Here is a 26633-nt window from a genome sequence, read left to right on the forward strand (position 1 = left end):
ATCCGTCGGGCGGACGATCCGTGATCGGTACGACAGCGCTACGATGGAAGCTGTCATAATTGAACGATCAGCGGTGAAACAAGGTAAGGAACGCTACTATGACCTCGTCGTCAGAGACGGTGTTGGCCCGCTATGCCCAGCGCAATTTCTGGTTAAATGTTCTCGATGGGAGTGCCTTTACGTTTGGGATTAGCCTGGTCTCGCGTTTTACGGTATTGCCGTTAATTGTCGAGCGCCTGACCGATGCCCGTTGGGTGCAGGGACTGATTCCGGCCATCTTTTTTGCCGGCTGGTTGCTACCGGGCTTATTTACCGCACCACTCATTGCTGCACAACCACGCCGCAAACCGTGGGTATTGATGGCAACCATTGGTGAACGGCTACCGTTTCTGGCGTTGGGCATTATTCTGCTGACGATGCCCGATCTACCGGCAAGTGTCCTGTTGGTGATTGTACTGAGTTTATACGCGATCTTCGCAACGAGTGCCGGTCTAACCTCAATCGCCTGGCAAGATTTGATTGCCCGTATCATTCCGGCGCAGCGCTGGGGTGTCTTTTTTGGTTTGCAGGCCGGTCTGGGTGGTCTGTTCGGGATCGGTGGTGGTGCCCTTGCCGCAGCAATTCTGGCGCAACAGCCCTTTCCTCAGAGTGCAGGCATACTGGCCCTGATCTGCTTTGCTGCGATGGTGGTTTCATACATCTTCCTGGCACTAACGGTAGAGCCGGCCCAGGCACCGATACCGGCCCGTCCCTTTCACGTCTTCTTGCGTGGCCTGGGGCCATTACTGCGCCGCGATGTTGCATTTCGCCACTATCTCTTTTGTCGGGCTGCGATTGCCTTCGGTTTGACCGGCCATAGCTTTCTCACGGCGGCTGCCCTAGAGCGGTTTCACGTACCGGTGGCTGATATTGGTTTGTTCACCGGTGTGATGCTGGCCGCTCAGGCGGTCGGCAATATCGGGCTGGGAGCGCTGGCAGATCGCTGGGGGCACAAACAGGTGCTGGTGCTGTCAGCCGGCACGGGTATGGCTGCGTTAGTGCTAGCATTGCTGGCCCCTGTCAGTACGTGGTTCTTTATCATCTTTGCGCTGGTTGGCGCGGCCCAGGCCGGCTATCAACTCTCCGGCTTCACGCTGGTTTTTGCATTCAGCCCATCTGCGGAACGGACAACATACATTGGGGTAGCGAATCTGGCATTAGCACCGGTAGCGGCGGCAGGGCCAGTTCTGGTCGGGGTGCTGGCAACCTTTACTGGCTACGGGATGATCTTTGTCTTACTGGCAATCGTCGGCTTGATCGGCATGGCAATGTTGCACTGGCAGGTGGCGGTGCCGGTGCGGGCCGAGCAGGTGGCGTGATGAGTGCAGATACGTGTCTGAGAACACACGCCTTTAGATCACACCAGCGCATCTCTTCTGATATGGTCTGGTGAGTAGTTACCGTCACACCCAATGTACGGTTCGCTCGCCGCTCGGCCTGGCGTATCAGCCCACCAGGTTGTACCAGAGTGATCTGGTCGTGGCGATCCATCTCTTCCACGTTGCCATACCGGTAGCCTGGGAGCAGGCTATGCTGCGTTGGCGCCCGGGCAACAGACTGGGAGCACGATAGCACAGCTTGTATGAAATAAGTTCTACATTAGCTTGAGAGACGTATCTTCTCCTGCATTGATACCACGCAGGCGCACGAGTACTGATTCTCGCATCCGTACCGTGACGGCCCTGTCACTCAGGCCCCGCAGTGATACCACGCAGGCGCACGAGCACTGATTCGCGGATGTGGTCTAGTACCCAACCTGATCGATGATGCAACCCGCAGTGATACCACGCAGGCGCACGAGCACTGATTCTCGCATCCGTACCGTGACGGTCCCTGTCGCTCAAGCCCCGCAGTGATACCACGCTGGCATCAGAGCGCTAATACCCCTTATTTCATGCTCAGTCATATTGCCAGAAGGCAATGCTGGCATTGCACCCTGCTTCCTGTGCTACCAGATGAGGTATTGTCCGTCTTCCATGCCGGTTCGTCACACACCCGGCGCGAACGATGCTGAATTGTGTGGGGTTGCTGGTAAGGGTAATGGTAACGATGGCCCACAGTAGTACAACCGGTCATCGCGCCAGTCGGCAAGCCCGATCTCGGTAAGCCAGGCGGTGACTGTGGATGCGCGTCGTTGGGCGGTTGATTCGGCCAGGGGAGCCAGTTGTTGCAGGATACGGGCAACATCGTTGCGGCTCAGACCTTCGGGGGCGTTGCGGAGGGCGGCAATGACGGAACGGGTTGGCTCGTAGCGCAGGAGCTGGCGGCGTAGTGCGGAGCGCTGATCGGCACGGTTATAACGGGTGAAGGCAAGTCCGAACTTGGTGAGTTGGGCTGTTTCGGTTTGCTCGCTGATTTCAATCAACCCGATGATGCGAGCGGCTTGCATGTAGTAAAGACCTTGACGCTGACCTTTTGCGCCGAGATAGGCGCCAATCTCCTCAGCCGTCATCCGCCCGCGAGCGATTGCTTCGGCGACACGCGCTACATCCCAAAGTACATCGGCCTGTGGAATATCTGCTGTGGTCAGCATCATGGTTCCTCCTCTTCCTTGCACGTACTTACTCGTACTACACTTTTACCATATCATACTCGAACGTTTGTGTCAATAGGGATTTTTAACACATGTTCGCATGATCTGGAATCCCGACAGCCTGTGCGGATTGTCGTGGCGGGGTAAGTGGCTCTGTTCAGCAGTTGTGGCGAAGGCAGGGTATTCGTTACGGTGAACTTCCTGGTCGTGGTCTGGACACTTGTTGATCATCCAGAATGTTCTGCCGTCAGTCATGTACATCGAAGTTGAGATGGTTGTACCTGTTTCCAGGTATGATACACATGGAATAATTCAGATCGTCAACGGAGGAAAGAGTTCATGCACTACGAGGAATTACCGCTTACGGCTGAGCACGACGTGGCAATCGTTGGTGCCGGCCCGATTGGTCTCGAAGTAGCGGTCTGTCTCAAACAGGCCGGGGTTGATTATATTCAGTTCGATGCACATCAGATTGGTTATACGATGACGTGGTGGCCGCGCAATACCAGTTTCTTCAGCACGACCGAACGGCTGGCAATTGCCGGGGTGCCGATTCAAAACAATCATCAACAACGGATTACCGGCGAAGAGTATCTGGCGTATTTGCGGTCGGTCGTCGAGCTGTTCGATCTGCATATCCAGAGTTACGAACCGGTAAGCGATCTGATTCCCGACCACGAGGGTTTTACGCTGATTACCCGACCGCACAGCGGTGAGCGTCGTTATCGTGCCCGGCGTGTGGTACTGGCTATCGGCGATATGCACTACCCGCACCGGCTCAATATTCCCGGTGAGGATTTACCGCACGTCAGTCACTATTTTCGCGATCCACACGACTACTTTCGGCGTCGGTTGCTGATCGTTGGTGGCAAGAATTCGGCGGTAGAGGCGGCACTGCGTTGCTGGCGTGCCGGTGCTCAGGTGACGCTGGCGTATCGCCGATCTCAGCTTGATTCGCAGCGCGTGAAGCACTGGTTATTGCCCGATTTTCTGGCGCAGGTCGAGGCAGGTACAATTCGGTTTTTAGCATGCACAACACCCGTTGCTATCGACAGCAGCGGTGTGGTGCTGGCACATACTGACGAAGAGGGTCAACCAACAACCGATCATTTCTACCACCCGACCGATTTTGTGTTGCTGGCAACCGGCTTTCGTGGTGATCAGCGTCTGCTCGAACAGGCTGGCGTGGTCTTGCAAGGGCCGAATCGAGTTCCGCTCTACAATCCGGCAACCATGGAGACGAATGTGCCGGGTTTGTATCTGGCCGGTACCGTTGCCGCCGGGATTCAGCAGCGCTACACGCTATTCATCGAGAATTCCCACGAGCATGCCGGCAAGATTACCAAGGCTCTGACCGGGCGCTGGCCGTCACGGTTGGGTGATGTGGCAACCCGAAATTATCAATTGAGTTTTGAGCAGATTGCGGCGAATTAAGCATTCTACTGCCGGATCGATCTTGCCAGAATTGCCCGGTTTGCAGTATAGTATGGGAATACGGGGCTGTAGCTCAATGGATAGAGCACCGACCTTCTAAGTCGATGGTTGCGCGTTCGAGTCGCGCCAGCCCCGCCATACTGTTATTGCTCATGTGCCTCTCGCTGAACTATCTCCGCCAACAATTGCTCAATCCGGGCAAGACGCTCATTAATCATTGCTAAATCGGCCTGACTGCGATCAACCGTATCTTCTTCAACAAAGAAGGCTGCTACGTTAGCTGTTAGTAGCCCGAAGAGAGCAATCCCCGCGATCATCAGAAATGTGGCAATTCCCCGTCCCAATGCGGTCACCGGATAGGTGTCCCCATAGCCGACCGTTGTGATAGTGGTCAGTGCCCACCAGATGGCATCGGCGAACGATGTGATCGGGCCACTGGAACCCCGCTCGGCGATGAACATCAGGGTCGCGGTAATCAATACCATAACCAGGCTACTTACCCCGATGAATGCCGGCATCTTGCGGCGTAGAGCACGCTGCGATTGCTTCCAGAGACGAGCGAGCACGATGGGTAGCCACAGCAGACGCAGGGGGCGAAGGAATGGTAAGACGATGATGATGACTTCAAACCAATGTGAGCGTAGATAGTGTAGACGATCAGGTGCCAGGTAGAGTTTTGCCACCAGTTCAGCCAGGAATATCCCCCAAATGAGCCAGAGCAGTCCATCAAGAACCAGGGTGATCGTTGCTTCAAACACGTTGCTCTCAACCAGGAAGAAGATGATCAGGAAGCCAAATGACAGCAAGAGCATCGGCAGTTCGCTCATCCGCTCAAATCGATACAAGAGGGTGGCACGTTGTTCCGATGACATTGTCACCTCCTTGGTAATCAACGATGGAGATACTGTAACGATAAACAACTTTTGGCTTTCAGGCAAGGATGTAGTCTTCTCCATGCGCTGACGCTCCTGCGAAAAGTCTGTTCGCTCACGAAGACACAAAGACGCTAAGACACGAAATAGCGGTTCTGCGCCTTCGTACCTTTAGGAGCATAAACTCTTTTTGCAGTGGACGCATGCGCTCGTTCGTCTGCCGATGGCCGGTGTTGAAACAAGTTCTCTCCACCAGACGATGTTCAGACGCACTACTTCCATTGTACAAGTTTGCCGGTGCTATAGGTTGAAACAAGTTCTCCTCACCAGATGATGTTCAATCCGAATCGCACGCAGGTGTGTCTCTGGTCTGGATGAACGGCGTTCGGATGGCTTTGTCATGCTGTCGCTTGCATCGAATGCCGTGGAGGATATTTGCATATAGTGGTGATCTGAAGGTATGCTACCCGTGCTGATATGTTGCTGCGGGCACCATCGGCCATACCGCAAATACGGTTTGTCGTTGGGAGAGTATAATACCTGCGAACCGCTATCGTATCGAAGGGACAATGACTATGCCGACAGTGAAAGAACGTAGCGCAATCCCCGATCAGTACAAGTGGGATCCATACAGCATTTTTCCGTCACAGGAGGCGTGGGAAGCGGCAATTGCCGAGACCGATGCCATGATCGCCAGTGCTGCTCAGTTTCGCGGTCGCCTGCATGAAGGGCCGCAGGTGATTGGCGAGTTCCTGGCGCTGAGTGAGGACATCCTGCGTAATGTTGGTCAGATTACGGTATTCGCTACCATGTTCTATACCGTTGACACCAACGACCGCGAAGCAAGTGCGATGCGTGATCGTGCGCTTGGTTTGCAGGCACGTGCCAGTGCAGCGCTGGCATTTGGTGAACCGGAGTTACTGGCCATCGGTGGAGATCAGTTGCTGGCGTGGGCCGAGCATGATGAGCATCTGACTACCTACTACCACTATTTCGAGCGTCTGATTGCGCGGGCAGCTCACATTCGTTCAGCCGAGGTTGAAGAGTTGCTGGGTCAGGTGCGTGATCCCTTCGCTGCCGCCAGTGCCGTACATGGCGTATTGGCCAATGCCGAGTTGCGTTTTCCACCAGCATACGATAGCAATGGAGAAACCCACGAAATCACTCAGGGTACGATCAACGCATTAATTACGCATTCAGATCGTACACTTCGTAAGAATGCTTGGGAAGGCTATGCGGATGCCCACATTGCGGTGGAAAATACGATGGCGCAGTGTCTGGCTGCCGGGGTGAAGCAGAATGTTTTCATTGCCCGTGCTCGTCGTTACGCTTCAGCCTTGGAAGCTGCCTTGAAACCGAACTTTATTCCGCTCGAAGTCTTCCATAACCTGATTGCGACCTTCGAGCGTCATCTGCCGATCTGGCACCGCTACTGGCGAGTCCGACGGGCAGTGCTGGGGGTTGATGAGCTGCACGTCTACGATACCAAAGCTCCCCTGGCGACACCGATGGTTGTGCCCTACGAGCAGGCTATTGATTGGATCTGCGAGGGTATGGCGCCACTGGGTCGGGAGTACGTCCAGATTATGCGGCGTGGTTTGCGTGAACAGCGATGGGTTGATGTCTACCCAAATCGTGGCAAGCGAGCCGGCGCTTTCTCGACGGGTGCGCCCGGCACTCACCCGTTTATCATGATGTCGTACAACGATGACATCTTTGGTCTCAGTACCCTAGCCCACGAATTAGGCCATTCGATGCATTCGTACTATACCCGACGCATCCAGCCCGTGATCTACACGAATTACGGCCTCTTTCTGGCTGAAGTTGCTTCAAACTTTAATCAGGCACTGGTGCGTGATTATCTCTTCAAGACCTTAACTGACCGTAATGCACAAATTGCCATTATCGAAGAGGCCATGGCCAATTTTCACCGCTACTTCTTCATCATGCCGACGTTGGCACGCTTTGAGCTGGCGATCCATCAGCGTGCCGAACGTGGTCAACCCTTGACTGCTACCATTTTTAATGACCTGATGGCCGATCTCTTCGCCGAGGGCTACGGTACCGAGGTAGTTGTTGATCGGGCACGGGTCGGGAATACCTGGGCACAATTCTCAACCCATTTGTACGCGAATTTCTACGTTTACCAGTATGCAACCGGCATCGCTGGTGCGCATGCGCTGGCTGAACCGATTATTGCCGGCGAGCCGGGAGCTGCCGAGCGTTACATCAACGAGTTTTTGAAAGCCGGTGGCTCACGCTTCCCGCTCGATATTTTACGGCGGGCTGGTGTTGATCTGGCTTCCCCCAAACCGGTTGAACGCACCTTTGCCGTAATGGCTTCGTATGTTGATCGGTTAGAGCAACTGGTAGCGAGTGCCGGCTAAACTGGCACTTGAGAGGTAGCCAACCCGCAGAGACGAAGCGTTGCTTTGTCTCTGCGGAGTATGGTGACTTCTATCCGATGCTCGTTAGCACGCTGGTCATGGGAGGGGTTGAAAGAGGTTTTGCATGCATTGGTCTGCCGGAAGGTTACAGATCGCTCTCGTAATCTGCCTGACATGGTTTTTCTGGCTTATTGCCACCCCAGTCTTTACCCAACCTCCGTATCGTGTTCATCTGCCTTTAGTGGTACGTCCGGCCCAAAATCCACTGCTGAGCGGTGAAGCTACCTTCTATCTCGAAGCCGATGGCAGCGGGAGTTGTCTATTTGATCCCATTCCTGGCGATAAGATGGTTGCCGCGATCAGCTATCTCAATTACGGAAATGCCGATTACTGCGGTGCGTATGTTGAGGTCTTCGGGCCGCAAGGTAGTGTCGTGGTACGGATTGTTGATATGTGCCCGGACAACCCCGGTTGTGGGCAAAACCATCTCGATCTCAGCCCCGAAGCCTTTGATCGCATTGCCCCGCGCACCTGGGGAAGAGTTCCGATCACCTGGCGTGTGATCAGCCCACCACTTAGCGGGCCGGTGCAATTTCATCTTAAGGATGGCAGTAATCCGTGGTGGCTGGCATTTCAGGTTCGCCATCATCGTAATCCGATTGCCCGCATGGAATATCGTACACCCCAGGGACAATGGGTACAACTGAACCGAACTACATACAACTATTTCATCAGGCAGTGTCAGTGTGCAAATGGTGAATTCGGCCCCTTTACCTTGCGCATAACTGACATTTACGGTAACGTCCTGATCGAGACGGTACAGTTTACGACACTATCAAGTAGCAGTCCTTCGCCAGGTGAACTGGTGAGCGGGACGGGTCAGTTTCCTTACGGGCCGTAGGTTACAGACTATGCCTCATCCTCTGCTGATCGCTGGAGACAATATGTCGTATGGGAATGCAGACAAGAACAACACCTTTACCTGATCGGTAAAAGGTGTTGAACTGTTTTCTTCATCTGTCGGATGTGAATAGTGTTACCGTCCAACGTGTGGCTGGGCAAAGCTATGGTCAAACCAGAATTTGCTCAGCTCTGCATTCCCATTCAGGAAGGGGGCAGAGGCATGTATGAACTGCCCCTGCTGTGCTGTCAGACAAACTCAAACCGTTCCAGCTCACTGCGTCGGAATGAAGCATAAACTGACAGATCACGAATGGTACGCTGAATCATATCACGCTCGATAGGATCATTGTAACTACGGACAAGACGCCGGATTGCCTCGTGCCATTCCGGCGGCGGTGTATATCGATACACGGGTTGACCACCTGTGACCTGGGCTACTGACAGGAAGCCGGCAGCGGTCAGGTCTTCAAGCGCCTGCTCTACACTCCAAATATCACGGAAGAGCCGCTCGGCAATTGCGGCTGCGGTCAATTCACAGCGTGGATGTTCGTGGAACATCAGGAGCATGTGCAGCTTGGTTGGTGTGTCGAGCACCTGCTCTAGCAAGCGTTGGACGAGTGGGTCGATCATAGTGCTGCTTCCTCCTTATGTGATCGACAATGATCACGTACTACACTACCTGACGAACGACTCCTGCGTCGTGGGAGGAGCATGAAACGGGGCAAAAATGAAAAATGTTTCTGGTAGCACAAAAATTATACATCATCGTTTCGTAAAATGCCATCCCTTTGCCGACTTTTTTCACAACTTTGATGAGCAAATTACAACAGATTTTGTTGTGTATGCAACTGTTCAGAAGCGGGTATAATGTGGGGTGACAATGTACTAGCGCCAGGAGGTTACAGATGACAACAATTCCGGTTGCAGTGCTTGGTGCCACCGGTGCAGTGGGCCAGCGCTTTATTCAATTACTCGAAGGACATCCATTGTTTCAGGTTGTTGCATTGACCGGTAGCGAGCGCAGTGCAGGGAAGAAATATCACGAAGTGTGCCGATGGGTACTCGACACCCCGATGCCGGCAGCCGTCGCCAATCTCACAGTACTCGATGCCGATGCCGATCTACCGGCTCAGCTCGTCTTTTCTGCTCTCCCCAGCACGGTCGCCGGCCCGATTGAACAGCGTCTGGCAGCAGCCGGGCATATTGTCTGCTCCAATGCTTCGAATCATCGCATGGAGCCGGATGTACCTCTGATTATTCCTGAAGTGAATCCCGATCATCTGGCCCTGATTCCGGTACAGCGCCGGCGCCGTGGTTGGTCAGGGGCGATTGTGACCAATCCTAACTGTACGTCCACGCCGGCAACGATGGTCTTACGCCCACTGCTTGATACGTTTGGAGTGCGGCGGATGCTGTTGGTAAGTATGCAGGCTCTCTCTGGTGCGGGCTATCCGGGTGTGCCCAGCTACGATGTGGTTGACAATGTCATCCCCTATATCGGTGGGGAAGAGCCAAAACTGGAAATTGAACCTCAAAAGATGCTCGGTCGGTTAGAGGGGGAGACGATTGTGCCGGCTAGGTTCGCGACCTCAGCCCATTGCAATCGGGTACCGGTGTTAGAGGGACATCTGGTCTGTCTCTCAATTGAGCTGGAGCAAAAAGCTGATCCAGCAGAGATTGCGACGGTGCTGAGTAATTTCCGTGCTTTACCCCAGGAATTGCGGCTGCCTACCGCACCAGAGCAACCGATTATCGTGCGCCACGAGCCGGATCGGCCACAGCCACGCCGTGATCGCGATGCCGGACGTGGTATGGCAACGGTTGTGGGCCGCATCCGTCCATGCTCATTGTTTGATATCAAGCTGATTGCACTGAGTCACAATACAATTCGTGGCGCCGCCGGTGCCTCTATTCTCAATGCCGAACTGATGCACGCACAGGGGTGGCTGGCATGAGTGCCTGGGCAACGATTGCTGATCTGACTGAAGATCGCGTCATTTATCGCGATTTACAACCTTGCGATGCCAGCTTGCCCGGCTTGCCGGAACTGCGCACGACTCTCGGCTTACCGGCCAATGCAACGCCGCGGAAGCGTGATACGGCGTATGCGCGGGTCATTCTGGCACTGGCACGTGCTGCTCAGGCGTTGCGGAATGGGCCACCGCTTACCCACGTGGTTGTGATCGGGGATACCGAGAATGATCGACTCTTGACCCTGCACCTCCAGGCGCTTGCCGAGGTCGCTGCGTATGGCTTCATCGGTGTTGATCGCCCGGTTGCACCGGCGACGCTCGATTGGGAGGGCGTGGTGGCAACGGCGACCCGTTGGGCGCTTGTGCACGAGTGGGCAGCCACGTTGACGGCTCGTGGGGTGCCGTGGGCGCAGACTGCGGTGTTAATCGATATCGATAAGACCTTGCTGGGACCACGTGGGCGTTCTGACGGAGCGATTGACGATGCACGGGCTGAAGCGGCCCTGATCGTAGCAACAGATTTATTAGGGGATCGGTTTGATCGCACCGTTTTTCGTCAATACTACACCACTTTGTGTCGCCGCGAATGGCACGCAATTACGCTCGATAATCAAGACTACACCGTGGCGATGGCTCTCTTCGCCACAGTTGATGTGTTCGATCTACCGGCAATTGAAGTGCAATTAGCAGCCGGGCTATCACCAACGCTGCTCGAATTGCTGATCGCTGCTCAGCAGGTGCCGGTTGAGTTACAGGCATTACGCCGGCAATTGATCGAGCAGATTGAAGCCGGTAACCCTACACCGTTCACCCAGTTTCGACGGGCTGAACTGGTCACGACCGCGGCGCGTATGGCAGATGGACGGTTGACGTTGAGTAATGAGCTGTTTACGCTGGGACGACGGCTACAGGCGCAGGGTGCTCTCTTAATGGCCGCCTCGGATAAACCGGCTGAATCTGCGTTACCCTCTCCTGAACAACAGACCGCCGGTCTGCTGCCGCTTCACCGGACACCTGCACTGCTGGATTGAGATGTAACGGGGCAACCGCCAGGGTTGCCCCGATGAGCGCTATTGAGCCTTTTGCGAGGTTGCAGGTAGTTGGTGACGGAGACTAACCATTAATAATCCGTTCTCGCATTTGTTTACTGCCAGGCAGAAGTTGCTTAATGTTCTCGATCAGTTCATCGATGAAGAAGGGCTTGGTCATGTAGCTATCAATAGCAGCTTCCTTCACAGCCTCGCGAACTTCTGCTGAATCGTAGGCGGTAACCACGAGGGTTGCCGGGTAATAGCCTCGTTCACGCAACGTCTTGACCAATCGCACACCATTCATACCCCGCAGATTGTAATCGCTGATTAGCAAGTCGAATGGCTGAGCCTCCCAGCGTTCGAGTGCTTCTTCCGCACTGAGAACCGACTCAAACTCGTAGGGCGTATTAATGCTGCGCATTGCCAGTTCAATAATCCGCCCGATATTATTATCATCCTCAACGAGGAGAATCCGCACCGGATGACCATTTGTGTTGACCATGAGACACCCCCTGACCCCTACCCTGCGCCGTTGCAAAGGTTGTCAGTTGAGAGGTGGCGCCAGTGACAATAGTACTTTTCTCCTAAATTCAGTTTAGCACAAATGGTACCTAAACACAATAACAGTTTTGTCAAGAAATAGCTGTTCAGGATGAGGAATAAGGCAGAAAATTCACAAATAGTTTGTTGGTTTGTCAAACGTATCTCGTAAAACTGTGCTGTGGTAATACTTTGTTGTCGCATATAACATGTGTGCTACTCGTGGATCAGGCTGGATGCCTGATCCTCAGCCTTCCTCCGCTCTCGTTTCGTGACGATGGTACAGGTGATGGAAGCGTGCGGGTAGGAATCCCACCCCTCGGAAAGGGTCAAATGCCATCATTGGACTGATGAATAACGATTATCAGTAGTATCAATTTCAAAAAATGGCTACGAGAAGGCATCTCATTCATCCTTGACCGACTCTATGATTGCGACGAGCACCCACCGCATCCCCGTGACCAGCAGGGTCAACGGCGTGCCACGCGCTCACGTGCATGATGAGCGGGCAAGGCCCCTAATTCAGCGTGCGATGGCACTGGCGATCGTCGTCAGCCCTCCTCGCTGCCAGACCGGCAGACTGGCAGCAGAATATGCTGACGTTAGCGATTGGCAAGCGTTCATGCGCTTGGGCGACCGTCTGGGAGCACGACTGCACAGCTTTTGTGAAATAAGTTCTAGTATCAATGAAGATGTGATATTACGTGGCATGCGAAGCGGATAAGGGTTCATCAGTGAGTGTGCTTTGGGTTTGTGTCGTACCGGGTATCTACCCGTCAATCATGCGGAAAACGTATTAAGCAAATTCTCATTTTCAATGACCTTCTGACGTTAGCGCTGGGATCCATCTGTATGGCCGTGACTCTGCCATTCTCAGGCTCTGGCCGGTTCATTAGTCGCTGTCTTCACCGTCAGATTTCAATATAACGCCATGGCTTTGACAGGCCATGAAAGCGAATCTATAATCAACTATAGGGGCTACCGAATGGTATGACCCATTTATCAGGGATATACTACTCTATGTTTTCCGATCAGTCTATACTACAGAATTTGCGTCGTGCTGTTGTTGCCCTCTTTGCTGTCTACCTCTTCATTTATCCCTTTGCAATCGTGTTGGTAGCGCTTGATAAGGTGCCGGTGTGGGGGACGTGGATGGGAGGAGCGCTGCTTATCTTGCAAGGCACGCTCATGGGGTTCTGGTTGATGGTTCGTTATCGGTGGTGGGGGGCGATTGCTGCTGCTCTGATCCTGGTCGTATCCTGGGCGGTTGAGCATGTGGGGGCAACCACAGGTTTCCCTTTTGGTAGCTATTCGTACACCGATGTGCTGCAACCACAAATTTTTGGCGTGGTGCCGCTGGCAATCCCGTTTGCCTGGCTCTTGATCGTGGTTGCGGCAGTGGGTGTCGCCGAGCGCATCGGCCACCGCGATGGTAAGCCGGTCAATGATCATCAGCTTCATCCAACTCGCGTGCTGACAGCGGCATCATTCGCGTTGTTACTTGACGTAACTATTGAGCCGTTTGCCGTCTATATCAACCGTTACTGGGTCTGGTCAAGTGCAGAGGGTGGAGTTTATTACGGCATTCCGGCTTCCAACTTTATCGCGTGGTGGGTGACGAGTCTGATCCTGTCGTGGGTGTTGCTCCATCAGCGACGATCAGCCGCTCGCCGTGGTCATACGCCACAGCCGTTTATGATCTGGCTGCCACCGGTGCTCTACCTGACCAATCTGACGATGTTTGTCGTAGTTAATCTTGCCCGTGGTCAGGTCTTGCCCGCTCTGATTGGTGGTTTGATTATGATCGTGCTCGCAGGCGATTGGCTGCTACCGCGGCTGGCCCGTCGTCTCCGCCGCGTCGCCGAAACCAACCCCTGACTGTGTCCCAGGTGCGGTCAATGCCCCAGCGTCCACTGAGTAGCGGCTGAAAGCGACCGAGCCGCTGCTCGATCACATCAGTACGTAATCGGTCAACCGCATCCGTCAGGCGCATTGCCACATCGCGCCGGATTGCTTCAATATCATCGCGACTGGCCGGTGGATGGGCAGGGCCAATCTGGACGAAAGCGTGTGGCCATTGCTGGCCCAGAAATTCGTAGCGTAAGGCAATCGGACAGAGGGTTACATCGCCGACCATTGCAGCAATGCGGGCAATGCCGGGATAAACGGTCAGTGGCCGATAGTCGTTTGCCTCGATCCGTCCCTGCGGAAAGATGTAGATCGCCCGGTCACGCCGTTCGCGCAACAGATTCGCAGCGTAGAGCTGCGAGCGTTGCGCATCATCAGGATCGCGTCGTTCAATAGAAAATGCACCGCACCAGGTGAAGAAGCGGTAAGCACGTAGTTGTCGCTCTTCCATCATGACATAACTATCAAACGCACGGTGCATGATGGCGCGATGGATCAGCATGAGCATGTACCCATCCCACCACGCCGAGTGGTTGAGGTAGAAGATGTACGGGCCGTGACGGGGGTCGGGCCGTGGGCCGTATTGAGCAAACCAGACGTGATCGAAGCTCCGTTTGAGCGCCGGACGTGCGAGCAGGTAGTAGATCGCTTCATCGGCGATCCAGATTTTGTTTGCCGGAATGCGTGGGGTCGTCATAGCCTATATGTGCTCTTCTCAGTGTGGCAGTGCTTGAGGGGCAAGAACGGCGCGTGCAGTAGCGTAAGCCGCCTGTACATCGGCAAGGGGTGGTTCATCGTCAGTGTTGGCAGCGCAGGTGCTGGCTATCCGCAGACCGCACGTGGCTGCCGCAGCCTGCAAAGCGGGTAACACAGCAGCGGCATAGGGTCCGACGGCGATCAGTGCGGCAAAGCGATCACCAACCCCGGCAGCGTAAGCCGCTCGCAAGAGATTGTTGAGGCGGTCTGGGAGTTGTGGCGTGGTAGCCGGCGTGACGATCACGATCAACTCGGCGTCACGCATGTCGGTGATTATCTCTGAAATAAGCTGATTGGGTTGATCTGGTCGAATTGTCCCTAGAAATGCAGCTCGTTTGACCGGCGGTAGCGCGGCCAGCAAACTGTTTAACATTACCGGCCCCGGATCATCCTCTTCAGCGCTGCCACAAATCCCCAGTGTAAACAGATACCCGTCATGCATACTACTGCCTGTCTGCTTTCTTCGCTCTTTCACTGTATTCCATAGTATCACAACTGGCAGGTCTTTAGGTCTCTTACATCAGGGCAGTGTGATTGTTCTGAGAGTGCAGGCCGCAGGATCGCGCCGGTGAGCAGTGGCTATGAAGCTTGCAGGTGGCAAATGTGTGACCAAAGGCGAGTTTTAGGTTTATGATAATGCTGCGCAATAGCCTGACCCCTCGCCTCTCCGGGAAGCCTGGAGAAGGGAGGGGCCAGGAAGCGATGAAGCTACGATCCTACCGCATAATCACCGGCAAATAGATACGAATTTCAGGCTGGTAGGTCACCTCGTTGTCAGTACTGGTACTGGCCGTATTCCCGTTCCCTGCCAGGTCTTGCACGACATTCGCCGGGATACTAGCGATGACCGTACCGTTGCCGTTCATCCCACTGACTACTACCTCGAAGGTAGTGCCGTTGTTTGGCGCAATCTCGGTGATGGTGACTTTCAGTGTGCCGGGTGCGCTACCACTGAGCGTAATATCGTCGGCGGTGAAGGTGGTCGGGTTAATCGGCTTACTGAAGATCGCGATGAAGCGGATCGAGCTGCTGATGGCTGGGTCGGTCTACACTAGAGCATAGTTGGTGTCATTGGTCAGAAGGCTCCGCTCACCTGCTGTTCAGTCGCCGGTGAACGGGTTGCCGTGTCGCCGATGAACAGGTTTCCGTGTCACCGGCTACCGCTTATCCGACAAACGGCTAATCCGCCGCTACCATCTCCCGCACAACTCGCTCCGATTCGAGGAATGGGGCAAAGAATCGTTCGATGGCGTCACGTGCCTCGACCAGGCTGGTTGAGGTGTGAACGGCTACCCGCAGGTGATTGCTGCCGGGCAGACCAACCTGAAACTGACCGATCAACTGCTTGATCTTGTTAAGCGCCAGCCGCTCCGGCAGTTCCTCGGCGCAAATTGTCATGTATTCGAGCAAGAGGTTTCGTTTGTCTGCCGGTGTCGGTACGTATGGCATCACGCCTCGTCTCAGATCAGCGATCTGGCGAAAGATCCAGGGGTTGGCCATTGCTCCCCGACCGATCATGACCCCGTCGGCACCGCTGTCGCGCAGACGGACAAGCGCATCGTGAGCGCTGGTCACGTCACCACTCCCGATCACCGGGATAGAGACTGCCCGTTTGAGCGCGGCTACTCGTGACCAGTCGGCCTGACCTTTGTACCCCTGCTCGCGCGTCCGTGGATGCAGGGCCAGTGCAGATACGCCAGCCGCTTCGGCCCGCTTCCCGGCTTCAATAAAGTTGAGGCTCTGCTCGTCCCAGCCGGCACGCAGCTTGAGGGTAACCGGCATCTGGACTGCCTCACGCACGGCGCGCAAGAGTCGTTCCATCTTCGGTAGATCGCGCAGCAGCGCTGATCCGTGGCCACCACCGGTCACTTTGGGTGACGGGCAGCCACAGTTGATATCGATAATGTCGGCCCCCAATTGTTCGACGACCCGCGCCGCATTTGCCACCAGATCGGGATCGTTGCCGGAGATCTGCATTGTCAAAGGCCGCTCTTCAGGCAAATAGTCGAGCAATCGATGCCGACGCAGGGCTTTGGGGCTAACACTGGCCGCATTGGTCATCTCGGTACTCACCAGGCCACAGCCACCCAGCCGCAGGATCATGCGGCGAAAGATGCTATCGGTGACCCCGGCCATCGGGGCGAGGATGATATTTGGTTCGATTCGGATGTGCGCAACCTGATATGACGTGGGTAGGTGCGCAATTTCTTCAAGCGTTATGTTGTTCATACCCTCATTATAGCAGAGAGTGTGGACTCCGCCTGATACACTCTCGCAATCCAGGGGGCATGATATGATCGATTGCGGTACAAATGCTGTCTTTTTTACACAAAATGCGCAAAGACCTGGTTGCCGAGCATCCGTCCACGTGGGGTGAGATAGACCCGCTGTGCGCTGCATTCGATCAATCCCTGCTGACTGAGCTGGTCGAGCGTTGGGCCGTAGTAATCCAGCAGTGATTGCCCAACCCGGGCGGCGAAGTGGGCAAATCCGACCCCGATGTCGAGACGCAGCCCCATGAACATGGTCTCCGCTGCCAGATCGGCGGATGTGAGTAGGGTGGTTTCGGCAATTGGCCGCCGACCAGATTGCACAGCCGTGATGTAGCTGTCGATGGGGCGTAGATTCGCGTAACGTTGTGGAAAGACGTGGCCATGGGCGCCGGCACCGGCGGCAAGATAGTCGCTGTTGAGCCAGTAGGCCAGGTTGTGCTGACAGGCCAGAGCGGGTGGCACGTCAGGGCGGTCGGACGCAGATGGGCGCACCCAGTTTGAGATTTCGTAGTGGCGATAGCCGGCAGCGCCAAGCATCTCCATCGCCAGCTCGTACATGGAACCGGTCAGATCATCATCGGGAATCTGCAAGCGTCCGGCGGTAACCTGTGCGTAAAGCGGGGTGTTCTCTTCCAGGATGAGCGAGTAGAGGGCAATATGGTCTACTTCCCATCGGATAATCTCGGTGAGGGTTGCCCGCCATTGCTCAATATCCTGCCCCGGTAAGCCGAAGATAAAATCCAGGTTGATTGACTCAAATCCAACCGCACGGGCGTCATTAAAACTGGCATAAGCCTCGGCTGCTGTGTGGATGCGGCCCAGCATCCGTAGCGTCGGGTCGTGCAGGCTCTGTACCCCCATACTGAGGCGATTAATCCCCAGACTACGCAGATCGCGCAGGTAATCGCGACCCAGGACGGTGCCAGGATTGGCTTCGAGTGAGATTTCCGCTCCTGTCAGTGGCACAATTTCCGCTGCGGTTTGCAGAATGCGTTCGATCTGCGCTGGCGAGAGCATGCTGGGTGTGCCCCCGCCAAAGAAGATGCTGGGACGTAAGGCCGCCGCTTCTGGCGATGCCGGCAATGGTGGTAGCCGGTCACGCAACATTGCCAGCTCCTGGCACAACGCATCAACATACGCTTCAATCCGGTGCTCCATGTTGGCGTAGGTGTTGAAATCGCAGTAGGAGCAGCGCCGGTGGCAGAAGGGAATATGCAGGTACAGGTGACGCATAGGTTATCCGATCAGGATTTGCTCTTCGGGATAGGTGATCGGTTGCGGGGTCGTGCTCTGGCGGGCTATAGCGGTAATGATAGTAAGTGCTCCCAGGCGTCCCCAAAACATCACCGCAATAATGATAAGCTGACCAAATGTGTTGAGCTTGCTGGTGAAGCCAAGGGTCAAGCCACAGGTGGCAAATGCTGATACAACCTCAAACACAACCTGGTCAAGAGTTGCATCGTGGGTGGCGACAATGAGCCAGGATGCAAAGAGAACAACAAAGAGCGAGATGGTGAGTACGGCGGCGGCCCGGCGTACCATGCCGGTAGCCAGGCTCCGCCCGGCAAACTGCGCTGTTGGCAAGCCACGTGCGTAGCTCCACAGCGAGATTGACAGTACGGCAAAGGTGCCGGTCGTGATGCCGCCTCCCATGGATGCTGGTGCACAACCAATAAACATGAGGGTGATGAGCAACAACTGACTGGCAGGCGTCAACGCTTCAAAACTGTCCATGCCGGAAAAGCCGGCGGTACGGGCTGAGATGGATTGAAACGTAGTCACTATAAGCTGGCGGTCGAGCGATTGGCCATGGAGGGTGCCATCAGCGTCGAAGCCCTCGCTGAGCCAGAGGCCGAACGTGCCAATCCCGACCAGGAGGATCACCACGATCAGCGTGATGCGCGTGTGCAACGAGAGCTTGTGTTCGCTGGCATACGAAATCAGGTCTGCAATCACTGGAATCCCCAGACCGCCGGTCAGGATCAGCGTTCCCATAATAAACAGGGTAATACTATCACGCGGAATACCGTTTTCAAAACCGGGCGTGCCGGTAAAGAGGTCAAATCCGGCGTTACAAAATGCAGAAACAGCGTGGAACATGGCGTAGAAGAATGCCTGCCCTTCACTGAGGCGGGGATCGGTGCGCCAATGGAGGTAGAGCAGCATGGCGCCAATGGCCTCGATAGTTACCACGGTGATCAGCACGCGCCGCGTGAGCGTGACGATTGCTGCCGGCGAGAGCAGACCCAGCGAGTCGCTCAGGGCAATCCGGTCGGTAAAGCTGATTCGCCGACCGAGCAGACGGAAGATGATCACGGCCACCACCATAAACCCGACACCGCCAACCTGGATGAGCAACATCAGCAAGATTTGCCCTACCGGCGAGAGGTCTTGTACCGGTGTAATGATCGATAAACCGGTCACACTTAACGCTGAAGCCGCTGTAAACAGGGCTTCCATCAACGTGAGTGGCCGAGTACTGCTGATTGGAAGCAGCAGTAGCAGCGTACCAATAACGATTAACAAGGCTAACCCACCGACCAGCCGGAGAGGTGGTGGGATCGGCTTACGCCGCAATCGAGCCAAATTGCGGCCAGCAACAAGTGTCGTCATGATGATAAATCGCAGAAGGTGCTAATACTCGAATCGGCGCCAATTATCAGAATCCGATCATCGCGGCTGAAGATATAATCTGGTGGTGGGGTAACTATCATTTTGCCGTTATGTTTGATGGCCAGCACATTAATGCCATATCGCCGACGTAGGCCACTTTGCATCAGAGTCTGACCGACCAATGGAGCCGGAACCCGTACTTCGGCGACGCTAAAACCGGAACCGAGATTAAGATGCTCTAGGACATGGGGTTCCGAAAGTTGCCAAGCCAGTCGGGCACCAGCTTCATGTTCGGGTAGCACCACCATATCGGCGCCGACCCTGGTTAAGATGTACTGTTGACGCTCGTTCAGCGCTTTACAAACAACTCGTTTGACACCCAGACTCTTGAGCGCGACTGTTGTCATCAGATTGGCTTCAAATTGCGAGCCAATCGCAACGACTACGGTGTCGAATGACATAATGTCAACTGCTCGGAGCGCGTCTTCGTTGCTGGAGTCTAGGGCAACCACCTGGGTCATACGGTCGGCCAGTTGCTGCACGATGTTGGGGTCACGATCAATACCCAGCACAGTGTGGCCTCGTTCGATCAGACTCAGCGCTACACTGCGCCCAAAACGACCAAGACCGATCACGGCAAATTCGAGCCGACTAGGCTTTCGTGCCATGCGACTCTTCCTCCTTGTGTATCTTCTCTGTCCTGATAGTCAGTCGTGACTATCAAGGATATTGTACCGCATGAGGGGTAGAGATCGATCTGCAAGCACTATGCAGCGGAGTTGGCAGATGGTCTACCATCTGAACGTGGTATCATTGTTTAAGAACGTGGGCAAGATGTTACCTGCATCTGCATGGATGCATCATCATTAAGAGAGGAAATCTTGCCCATTGAGATGAGGTATGCACGCACGATGTCTGAGTACTCACATGATGACAACAACCTCTCCTCGCGTTCATCGTCTTTTGCGCGGCTGGTGGATCGCCAAGCATCTGTTCGCGCTGATCATCTTTGTTACCTTGATAACGCTCGGTTTCTGGCAGCTTGATCGACTGGCGCAGCGGCGTGCAGCGAATGCTGCCCGGCTTGCCGCACTTTCCCAACCGGCAATTCCACTGACACCCGCAACTGATCCTGTCACAGTTATCGGGCGGCGGGTGGTGGTGAGTGGCACGTTCCGTAATGAAGAGAGTGTTGTGCTGCGTGGACGCCGTTCCGATAGCGGCGTTGATGGTGTGCATTTGTTGACCCCATTGCAGCTTGCCGGTAGTGATCAAGCCGTGCTGGTGGATCGGGGGTGGATTCCCTCGGCCCAGGGTGCGGCTACTGCCTACGCTGTTACTCGTCCGGTGACCATCGAAGGCATTGCGCGGGCACCGCAGGTACGGCCTGATAGTCCGTTGGCCGGGCGCGATCTACCGTTACCGGGTGAAACGCGCATCAATGCCTGGTTACGGGTGGATGTACCGGCGATCCAGCAGCAGGTCGGTGTGCCGCTTTTACCGCTCTTCATCGAGCAATTGCCCGATGGGAGCAGTGGGTTGCCCCGCCCGCCCGATCCGTACCGCCTCGACGAAGGGCCGCATTTGAGCTATGCGTTGCAGTGGTTTACCTTTGCCGGCATTGTCGGGGTGGGTTATATCTTCCTGTTGCGTCAGGAGTTGCAGCGCAGGTGAAGATTGACACTCTTCTTATACTTTGTAGACGCATCTTCAACAGCTTTCTGGTACACTACGTTACAGTGAAAACTATATCGGTGCAAGGAGAAAACAGGCATGATCACCGGAGTATCGAACAAAGCCAATCCAGCTACAGCCCAGGCTGTCGTTATTGATGTGACCGAGGCAACCTTTGAGCGTGAGGTGCTCCAACGCTCACAGCAGACGCCGGTCGTCATCGATTTCTGGGCGCCGTGGTGTGGTCCCTGTCGTGTGCTTGGGCCAACGCTTGAACGACTCGCACGTGAAGCAGGTGGGACGTGGGTGTTGGCCAAGATTAACGTGGATGAAAACCCACGATTGGCTCAGATGTTCCGGGTTCAGGGTATTCCCGCTGTCAAAGCGGTCTATCAGGGCAAAATCGTTGATGAGTTTACCGGTGCGTTGCCGGAGAGTCAGGTACGTGCCTGGCTGAAGCGGATCGTGCCAGACCGTAATGCCGATCTGCTGGCGATGGCACAGGCGCTCGAAGCAACCAATCCGGTTGAGGCGATTGCCCGCTATCGCCTGATCCTGGGGCAAGACCCGAATAACGAGGCGGCACTCTTCCATCTGGGGCGACTGCTCGCTTTGCGCGGCGATCCCGAAGGCATTACGACACTCAAGCAGGTTCCGGCAGGTGGTCCCTTCGGTGGCCGGGCGATTGCCGGTCTGGCTATCGCCGATCTGGTCAATGCGCCGGCAGAGCCGGCAGATGGCAGCGAAGGGCTGTACCGCCAGGCAGCGATTGCAGTGCGGAGTGGTGATTATGCCACTGCGATAGAGCATCTGTTAACACTGGTCGCTCGTGATCGAGCATTCCGGGATGATGGTGCCCGCAAAGCACTGCTCGCCCTCTTTGCTCTGCTCGGTGACGAGCATCCGTTGGTAGGCCCGGCCCGGCGGCGACTGGCGAATCTGTTGTTCTAACGAACCCGATGATACCGGCGTGTCTGGATCACGCCGGTATCCTTTTGTAGACTCCGCAGCGTGCTATGATAGTTGTACTTTCCGGCGGCGTTGGTGCCGCTCGCTTTATCGAAGGGCTGGCAGCAGTTGTTGCCCCAGAACGGATCGCGGCTGTCGTCAATACCGGCGACGATATGGTGCTGCACGGCCTATATATCTCCCCCGATCTCGATATTGTGACCTGTACGCTGGCAGATGTGATTGACCGCAACCAGGGCTGGGGGATTGCCGGTGATACCGATGCCTGTATGCAATGGCTGGCCCGTCTCGGCGCCCCTACCTGGTTTAAGCTCGGTGATCGCGACCTGGCGTTGCATATCTACCGGACGGCGCGGTTGCAGGCCGGTGCGACCCTCTCGCAAGTTGCCGATGAGATTCGGCAGGCATTGGGTGTGGCTGTCTCAATCATCCCGATGAGTGATGATCCGGCGCCTACCCACGTCCTTACCGATCAGGGCGAACTGCATTTTGAAGAGTATTTTGTCCGCGATCGCTGTCAACCGGTCGTACACAGCGTGCGCCTGCACGCTGCCGGCCCGGTTCGGTCAGCTCCTGCCTTGTTGCCTTTGCTGATGAGTGCGGAGGTCATTATTATCGCGCCGAGCAATCCGGTAGTGAGTGTAGGGCCAATTCTGGCCATTCCTGAGGTGCGTACCGCCCTGACGACAACGAATGCGCCAGTGGTGGCAGTTAGTCCGATTGTTGGTGGAGCAGCGATCAAGGGTCCGGCTGTCCCGCTCATGAAAGCGGTTGGTCTCACCCCGACTGCGCTCGGTGTGGCCGAGACGTATGCCGACCTGATCGATGGGATCGTGATCGACACCGTTGATGCGGAGCTGGCGCCGGCTATTCAGTCTCGCGGGATTGCAACGCTGGTTACCGACACAATCATGCGCGGTATGCCAGAAAAGATGGCCCTGGCCCGTGCGACGCTGGAACTGGCCAGCCTCATTGCGTCGTCCACAGCGAGGTCGTTAGTGTGATCGGTATTGTCATTCCCATCAAGCGTCTGCACCTAGCGAAATCGCGCCTGATCGATCTGCTCGATCCGGCGGATCGCCAACAGCTCGTGGTGACAATGGTGCGCCATGTAATCAAAACGGCGCGCCAGGCCATTAGCTACCGGTCAATTCCGGCCCGTATCTGGCTGGTCAGCCCTGAACCAACCCTGGCAACCGAGAGCGAGGGGATTGAGTGGCTCCCCGATAACCAGGAAGAGTTGAATGCAGCCCTGACCGAGGCGCGGCAGCGAATTCAGGCTGCCGGTGTGCAGATAATGATGGTTCTTGCCGGCGATTTACCCTTTGTGACAGTACGTGATCTGATCTTGATCAGCGAAGCGCTCACCGACAACGACGTGGTGGTTGCTCCTGACCAGCATGGTCAAGGGACAAATGCGTTAGGGCTGCACCTGCCGTCGCAATTGCCGTTTGGCTTTGGGCCGGATAGTGCCAGCTATCATCTGCGCACGGCTGCCCGGCTCGGTTTACGGGCCAGCCTGATCAGCACACCGACCCTGGCCTTCGATCTCGATGACGGTGAGCGCTTGCAGCAATACTACCGCTGTATCGCCTCTTGTGATAATTTCGCCCGGTAGTGGCGAACAGCGATAAAGCTATCAAGCGTATAAATGGCCAGTGCCGTCCAGATTGCGCCAAAGCCGATCAGTTGGGCAGTTGAGAATGGTTCGCCGTAGACCAGCACACCCAGCACGAGCTGAAGGGTCGGTGCCAGGTATTGCAAAATGCCGATTGTCGTCAGCGGGATGCGTCGGGTTGCAGCCCCGAAAAAGAGCAGCGGTGCCGCAGTCACAACACCGGTGCTGATCAAGAGCATCCACAGGCCGGTATCGTGATGAATCCCGCCGTTGGCACCGGCCAGCCAGCTCAACCAAAGGAGAGCAGGCGGAAACATCCATAACGTCTCCACCGTCAAGGCCTCGAACGAACCGAGTGGCGTCTGCTTCCGTAACAGACCGTAGAGACCAAACGATAACGCCAGCGCCAGTGCGATCCAGGGCAGCGCACCGGCACTGTAGGTCAGCCAGGCAACCCCGGTAGCAGCAATACCGATAGCCAGCCACTGGGCCGGACGTAACCGTTCACGTAAGACCAGCACACCTAGAGCAATACTTACCAGCGGGTTGATAAAATAACCCAAGCTGGCTTCGACGACCCGATTGATCTGGACTGCCCAGACATAAATACCCCAATTTGCCGCCAGCAGAATCGCACTTGCCAGATACGTCAGCCGCAGACGACGCTGTTGCCGTATCACCGTAATCCACTCCCACTGCCGGCGGATCGCCAGCACGCCAAGCAGAAAGAGGAGCGACCAGATCATGCGATGGGCGAGAATTTCGGTGGCCGATGCCCCGTTGAGCGCTTTCCAGTAGACCGGGAGCAATCCCCAGAGCGCGTATGCAGCGATAGCTGCACTGATGCCTTGTAACGTCGTTTTGTTGGTCATAATACTTTTCTACTACAAAAAGTAATACTATAATAAGAAGAATAACGAGATCTCCCTCCCCTTTCTAACAAAATATTCAACTTCAAGATGAAACGTTTGTAAGCCTCCAGCCCTCATTCAACATCAGTCTTACGACGGATTGTCGCAATTCTGATCCTCATCACCTCCTTTCCTGAACATACCACTCATCGAGTGTCATCGCCTACCGCCTGGATAACACTTTTTTTCATGTTTGTATCTTCACCGGTCGTAACAGGGGTTTCGGTAATGATTCGGTACAGAGTTCGGTTAAAATTCGGTTTAGCTGGAGCACATCATTGTAGTTCTGGAGAGGAGCCATGATCCGCCCAATACTGCGAGCACTGCTATCGACAGTAGCAGTCATTCTACTCTTGATCTGGTCGCTCGTGTTCAGTCCGGTTTTTGCGGCAACCAGTACCTGGATTGGAGGCAATGGAAATTGGAGTGATCCGACCAAATGGAGTGGTGGTGTACCGTCGAGTCGCCACGATGTGGCGGTGTTTCCGTATACATCGACACCGCGCATCATTTTGGTTGACAGCGAGAGTATTGAGATTGGTGAGATACGCTTTGAGAGTTTTGTGTCCTATTCTCTCCTTCCTGATGGTGCCGGCAGTCTATACTTCCCACCTGCCGGTGTAGGTGCTATTCGTGCCTTGAGCGGTAACCATATCATTGCTGCACCAATTGAGTTGCAAAAAACCATTCTATTCGATGTTGCTGCTTACAGTCGCCTGTTTGTCGTCAGCCCCAACAATCTCCTGCGCGGCAGTGGTGGCATTACCAAAACCGGTGAGGGTGAACTCTATCTGCTCGCCGCTAATGAGCACCGTGGACGAACGACGATTAATGGTGGGGCAATAGTTATTGCTCACAATCAGGCTTTTGGTACCTCGAAACTCGAACTGCTCAGCGGGATCCTGATCAATGCAGGATCAGATCGCATCATTATCAATAAAATCCTCCAGCTCGACAATGATTTCACCCTCGACAGCGGTGATTATCGTCTGGGCTTCAGCACCCCCTGGGATCTGCCCGGTAACCGGGAGATAACGGTTGAAGGTGATGTCATCTTCGCCAAAATCACCGATCCCGCAGCCTCGCGGAATCTGCGCAAGAACGGGGCGGGAGATTTGACAATTAATCTGACTGCAAGTGGCTCAAATATCGGTTCATTTGTTCGCAATCAGGGCAGTGGCAGGCTGAACCTCTACGGTAGCGGGACAGTAGGGGCGATTGTGTATAATCCCACCTCTGGCGGTGGCGAGATCGGGATTGGTGATCAACGCGATCTGAATACCGGTGCCGTCATTCGCGGGCGGGGAACACTTTTTATCGCAGGTAATGGCGATGGTGTTCGTCTCCATAGCCCGAATATCAGCCTCCATTTTGAAATCGGTCCTGGCGGCGATAAACTGGTGCTCAGTAACACCTCGAATAACAGCACCAAAAACGCCAGTATCGAACTGGTGGGAACGGGCAATCCTGCCGGTGCGATGCTCTCACTGGCGCTGGTACCTGGTTACACCCCGGCCACCGGTGATACCTGGACAATCCTTGAGCACTTGAGTGCCGGTTCAGGGGGGATTCTCGGTACCTTCCAGGGTCTCCCCAATGGTGCGGTAATGAATGTAGATGGCTATCCGTTCCAGATTGTCTACACCTCAAAAACGGTCTCTCTGGTTGCCCTACCGCCGTTAGCAGTAGAGCGGCGCGGTGGCAATAACCAGAGTACGGTCGTGGATGCCGATTTTGCTCAGCCGCTAGAGGTATGGGTGGGCGATGAGAATGGCAATCCGCTGTCTGGCGTTTATGTGAGCTTCACTGCACCGGCCAGTGGTGCCAGTGCTGTCTTCCCGGCAGGCAATGGTGCGGTAAGTGACGCGAATGGTCTGGTACAGGTGCCGGTGCGTGCCAACAACGTGGCTGGAACCTATACGGTGACGGCAAGCGTTGCGAATGCCAGCACTGACTTTACCCTGACCAATATCGCTGCGACACCATCACCAACGCTGTCCCCGTCGGCAACGGCGAGCGCGACGCCCAGCCCATCGGCCACGGCAAGCACGACCCCAGAGCCAACGGCAAGCACGACGCCTAGCCCATCGGCCACGGCAAGCACGACCCCAGAGCCAACGGCGAGCACGACGCCCAGCCCATCGGCCACGGCAAGCGTGACACCGTCGGCAACGGCGAGCGTGACACCATCGGCAACGG

Annotated in this window: 25 protein-coding genes and 1 tRNA gene; 14 read left to right on the forward strand and 12 right to left on the reverse strand. The window is 55.3% G+C overall.

Features of this window, described 5'->3' with window-relative positions; translation table 11 throughout:
• Nucleotides 1–98 precede the first annotated feature (98 nt).
• Entirely contained in the window at nucleotides 99–1358 is a 1260-nt protein-coding gene (locus tag VAE55_RS03815) for an MFS transporter (protein WP_322814487.1), read from the forward strand.
• 668 nt (nucleotides 1359–2026) lie between these two features.
• On the opposite strand, the gene VAE55_RS03820 is transcribed toward VAE55_RS03815, so the two are convergent.
• A complete protein-coding gene (locus VAE55_RS03820; RefSeq protein WP_012256132.1) occupies nucleotides 2027–2575 on the reverse strand; it encodes an AAA-associated domain-containing protein in 549 nt (182 codons plus the stop codon).
• A 336-nt stretch (nucleotides 2576–2911) separates the two neighbouring features.
• On the opposite strand from VAE55_RS03820, the gene VAE55_RS03825 reads away from it, so the two are divergent.
• Together VAE55_RS03825 and VAE55_RS03830 are read left to right on the forward strand one after the other, a co-directional pair.
• Complete coding sequence (locus tag VAE55_RS03825; protein ID WP_322814488.1) at nucleotides 2912–4006, forward strand: NAD(P)-binding domain-containing protein; 1095 nt, start codon at nucleotides 2912–2914, stop codon at nucleotides 4004–4006.
• Between the two features lie 62 nt (nucleotides 4007–4068).
• Nucleotides 4069–4144 (forward strand) — tRNA-Arg (locus VAE55_RS03830).
• 5 nt (nucleotides 4145–4149) lie between these two features.
• Here the strand turns inward: VAE55_RS03830 and VAE55_RS03835 are convergent.
• The gene (locus VAE55_RS03835; protein ID WP_322814489.1) at nucleotides 4150–4878 is read right to left on the reverse strand and encodes a potassium channel family protein; all 729 of its coding nucleotides are present in this window, start codon (nucleotides 4876–4878) and stop codon (nucleotides 4150–4152) included.
• Between the two features lie 575 nt (nucleotides 4879–5453).
• Here VAE55_RS03835 and pepF point away from each other — a divergent pair.
• Nucleotides 5454–7265: an oligoendopeptidase F gene (gene pepF / locus VAE55_RS03840; protein ID WP_322814490.1), complete on the forward strand. Its 1812-nt coding sequence runs from the start codon at nucleotides 5454–5456 to the stop codon at nucleotides 7263–7265.
• Nucleotides 7266–7389: 124 nt separating this feature from the next.
• Nucleotides 7390–8166, forward strand: a complete 777-nt coding sequence (locus tag VAE55_RS03845; protein WP_322814491.1) for an expansin EXLX1 family cellulose-binding protein — start codon at nucleotides 7390–7392, stop codon at nucleotides 8164–8166.
• Between the two features lie 248 nt (nucleotides 8167–8414).
• Here the strand turns inward: VAE55_RS03845 and VAE55_RS03850 are convergent, their stop codons facing one another.
• Entirely contained in the window at nucleotides 8415–8798 is a 384-nt protein-coding gene (locus tag VAE55_RS03850) for a hypothetical protein (protein ID WP_012256127.1), read from the reverse strand.
• Between the two features lie 275 nt (nucleotides 8799–9073).
• Here VAE55_RS03850 and asd point away from each other — a divergent pair, with 275 nt between their 5' ends.
• Together asd and VAE55_RS03860 are read left to right on the forward strand one after the other, a co-directional pair.
• A complete protein-coding gene (gene asd, locus VAE55_RS03855) occupies nucleotides 9074–10123 on the forward strand; it encodes an aspartate-semialdehyde dehydrogenase (RefSeq protein WP_322814492.1) in 1050 nt (349 codons plus the stop codon).
• Nucleotides 10120–11172 carry a hypothetical protein gene (locus tag VAE55_RS03860; RefSeq protein ID WP_322814493.1) on the forward strand — a complete coding sequence of 351 codons (1053 nt, stop codon included), beginning with the start codon at nucleotides 10120–10122 and terminating at the stop codon, nucleotides 11170–11172. Before asd ends, VAE55_RS03860 begins: the two co-directional genes overlap by 4 nt.
• 82 nt (nucleotides 11173–11254) lie before the next feature.
• Here VAE55_RS03860 and VAE55_RS03865 read toward each other — a convergent pair whose 3' ends face one another.
• The gene (locus tag VAE55_RS03865) at nucleotides 11255–11674 is read right to left on the reverse strand and encodes a response regulator (protein ID WP_322814494.1); all 420 of its coding nucleotides are present in this window, start codon (nucleotides 11672–11674) and stop codon (nucleotides 11255–11257) included.
• Nucleotides 11675–12732: 1058 nt separating this feature from the next.
• Between VAE55_RS03865 and VAE55_RS03870 the strand changes: the two genes are divergently transcribed.
• Nucleotides 12733–13590, forward strand: a complete 858-nt coding sequence (locus tag VAE55_RS03870; RefSeq protein ID WP_322814495.1) for a carotenoid biosynthesis protein — start codon at nucleotides 12733–12735, stop codon at nucleotides 13588–13590.
• Here the strand turns inward: VAE55_RS03870 and VAE55_RS03875 are convergent.
• The 3 genes from VAE55_RS03875 to VAE55_RS03885 all read right to left on the reverse strand — a co-directional run bounded on the left by VAE55_RS03875 (nucleotide 13511) and on the right by VAE55_RS03885 (nucleotide 15242).
• The gene (locus VAE55_RS03875) at nucleotides 13511–14317 is read right to left on the reverse strand and encodes a lysophospholipid acyltransferase family protein (RefSeq protein WP_322814496.1); all 807 of its coding nucleotides are present in this window, start codon (nucleotides 14315–14317) and stop codon (nucleotides 13511–13513) included. The two genes, VAE55_RS03870 and VAE55_RS03875, sit on opposite strands and share 80 nt — an antisense overlap.
• Before the next feature lie 18 nt (nucleotides 14318–14335).
• Nucleotides 14336–14818, reverse strand: a complete 483-nt coding sequence (locus tag VAE55_RS03880; protein WP_322814497.1) for a hypothetical protein — start codon at nucleotides 14816–14818, stop codon at nucleotides 14336–14338.
• Nucleotides 14819–15092: 274 nt separating this feature from the next.
• Nucleotides 15093–15242 (reverse strand): hypothetical protein, encoded by a 150-nt coding sequence (locus VAE55_RS03885; protein ID WP_322814498.1) that lies wholly within the window; start codon nucleotides 15240–15242, stop codon nucleotides 15093–15095.
• On the opposite strand from VAE55_RS03885, the gene VAE55_RS03890 reads away from it, so the two are divergent.
• The gene (locus VAE55_RS03890; RefSeq protein WP_322814499.1) at nucleotides 15220–15438 is read left to right on the forward strand and encodes a hypothetical protein; all 219 of its coding nucleotides are present in this window, start codon (nucleotides 15220–15222) and stop codon (nucleotides 15436–15438) included. The genes VAE55_RS03885 and VAE55_RS03890 overlap by 23 nt on opposite strands.
• 117 nt (nucleotides 15439–15555) lie before the next feature.
• Here VAE55_RS03890 and dusB read toward each other — a convergent pair whose 3' ends face one another.
• The 4 genes from dusB to VAE55_RS03910 all read right to left on the reverse strand — a co-directional run bounded on the left by dusB (nucleotide 15556) and on the right by VAE55_RS03910 (nucleotide 19930).
• Entirely contained in the window at nucleotides 15556–16605 is a 1050-nt protein-coding gene (dusB, locus tag VAE55_RS03895) for a tRNA dihydrouridine synthase DusB (RefSeq protein ID WP_322814500.1), read from the reverse strand.
• Between the two features lie 95 nt (nucleotides 16606–16700).
• The gene (gene hemW / locus VAE55_RS03900; protein ID WP_322814501.1) at nucleotides 16701–17882 is read right to left on the reverse strand and encodes a radical SAM family heme chaperone HemW; all 1182 of its coding nucleotides are present in this window, start codon (nucleotides 17880–17882) and stop codon (nucleotides 16701–16703) included.
• A 3-nt stretch (nucleotides 17883–17885) separates the two neighbouring features.
• Entirely contained in the window at nucleotides 17886–19262 is a 1377-nt protein-coding gene (locus tag VAE55_RS03905; protein WP_322814502.1) for a TrkH family potassium uptake protein, read from the reverse strand.
• Complete coding sequence (locus VAE55_RS03910) at nucleotides 19259–19930, reverse strand: TrkA family potassium uptake protein (protein WP_322814503.1); 672 nt, start codon at nucleotides 19928–19930, stop codon at nucleotides 19259–19261. The genes VAE55_RS03905 and VAE55_RS03910 overlap by 4 nt, the downstream gene beginning before the upstream one ends.
• 259 nt (nucleotides 19931–20189) lie before the next feature.
• Between VAE55_RS03910 and VAE55_RS03915 the strand changes: the two genes are divergently transcribed.
• The 4 genes from VAE55_RS03915 (at nucleotide 20190) to cofC (ending at nucleotide 23523) form a co-directional block, all read left to right on the forward strand.
• Complete coding sequence (locus VAE55_RS03915) at nucleotides 20190–20936, forward strand: SURF1 family protein (protein WP_322814504.1); 747 nt, start codon at nucleotides 20190–20192, stop codon at nucleotides 20934–20936.
• 99 nt (nucleotides 20937–21035) lie between these two features.
• A complete protein-coding gene (locus VAE55_RS03920) occupies nucleotides 21036–21887 on the forward strand; it encodes a tetratricopeptide repeat protein (protein WP_322814505.1) in 852 nt (283 codons plus the stop codon).
• A 65-nt stretch (nucleotides 21888–21952) separates the two neighbouring features.
• A complete protein-coding gene (gene cofD / locus VAE55_RS03925; RefSeq protein WP_322814506.1) occupies nucleotides 21953–22909 on the forward strand; it encodes a 2-phospho-L-lactate transferase in 957 nt (318 codons plus the stop codon).
• On the forward strand, nucleotides 22906–23523 hold the full coding sequence (gene cofC, locus VAE55_RS03930) for a 2-phospho-L-lactate guanylyltransferase (RefSeq protein WP_322814507.1): 618 nt from the start codon (nucleotides 22906–22908) through the stop codon (nucleotides 23521–23523). Before cofD ends, cofC begins: the two co-directional genes overlap by 4 nt.
• On the opposite strand, the gene rarD is transcribed toward cofC, so the two are convergent.
• Nucleotides 23484–24395, reverse strand: coding sequence for an EamA family transporter RarD (gene rarD, locus VAE55_RS03935; RefSeq protein WP_322814508.1), 912 nt, complete (start codon nucleotides 24393–24395; stop codon nucleotides 23484–23486). The two genes, cofC and rarD, sit on opposite strands and share 40 nt — an antisense overlap.
• Before the next feature lie 338 nt (nucleotides 24396–24733).
• Between rarD and VAE55_RS03940 the strand changes: the two genes are divergently transcribed.
• The coding region (locus VAE55_RS03940) for an Ig-like domain-containing protein (protein ID WP_416181164.1) at nucleotides 24734–26633 on the forward strand (1900 nt) is incomplete at its 3' end.

The organism is Chloroflexus sp. (assembly GCF_034432675.1).
Classification (GTDB): domain Bacteria; phylum Chloroflexota; class Chloroflexia; order Chloroflexales; family Chloroflexaceae; genus Chloroflexus.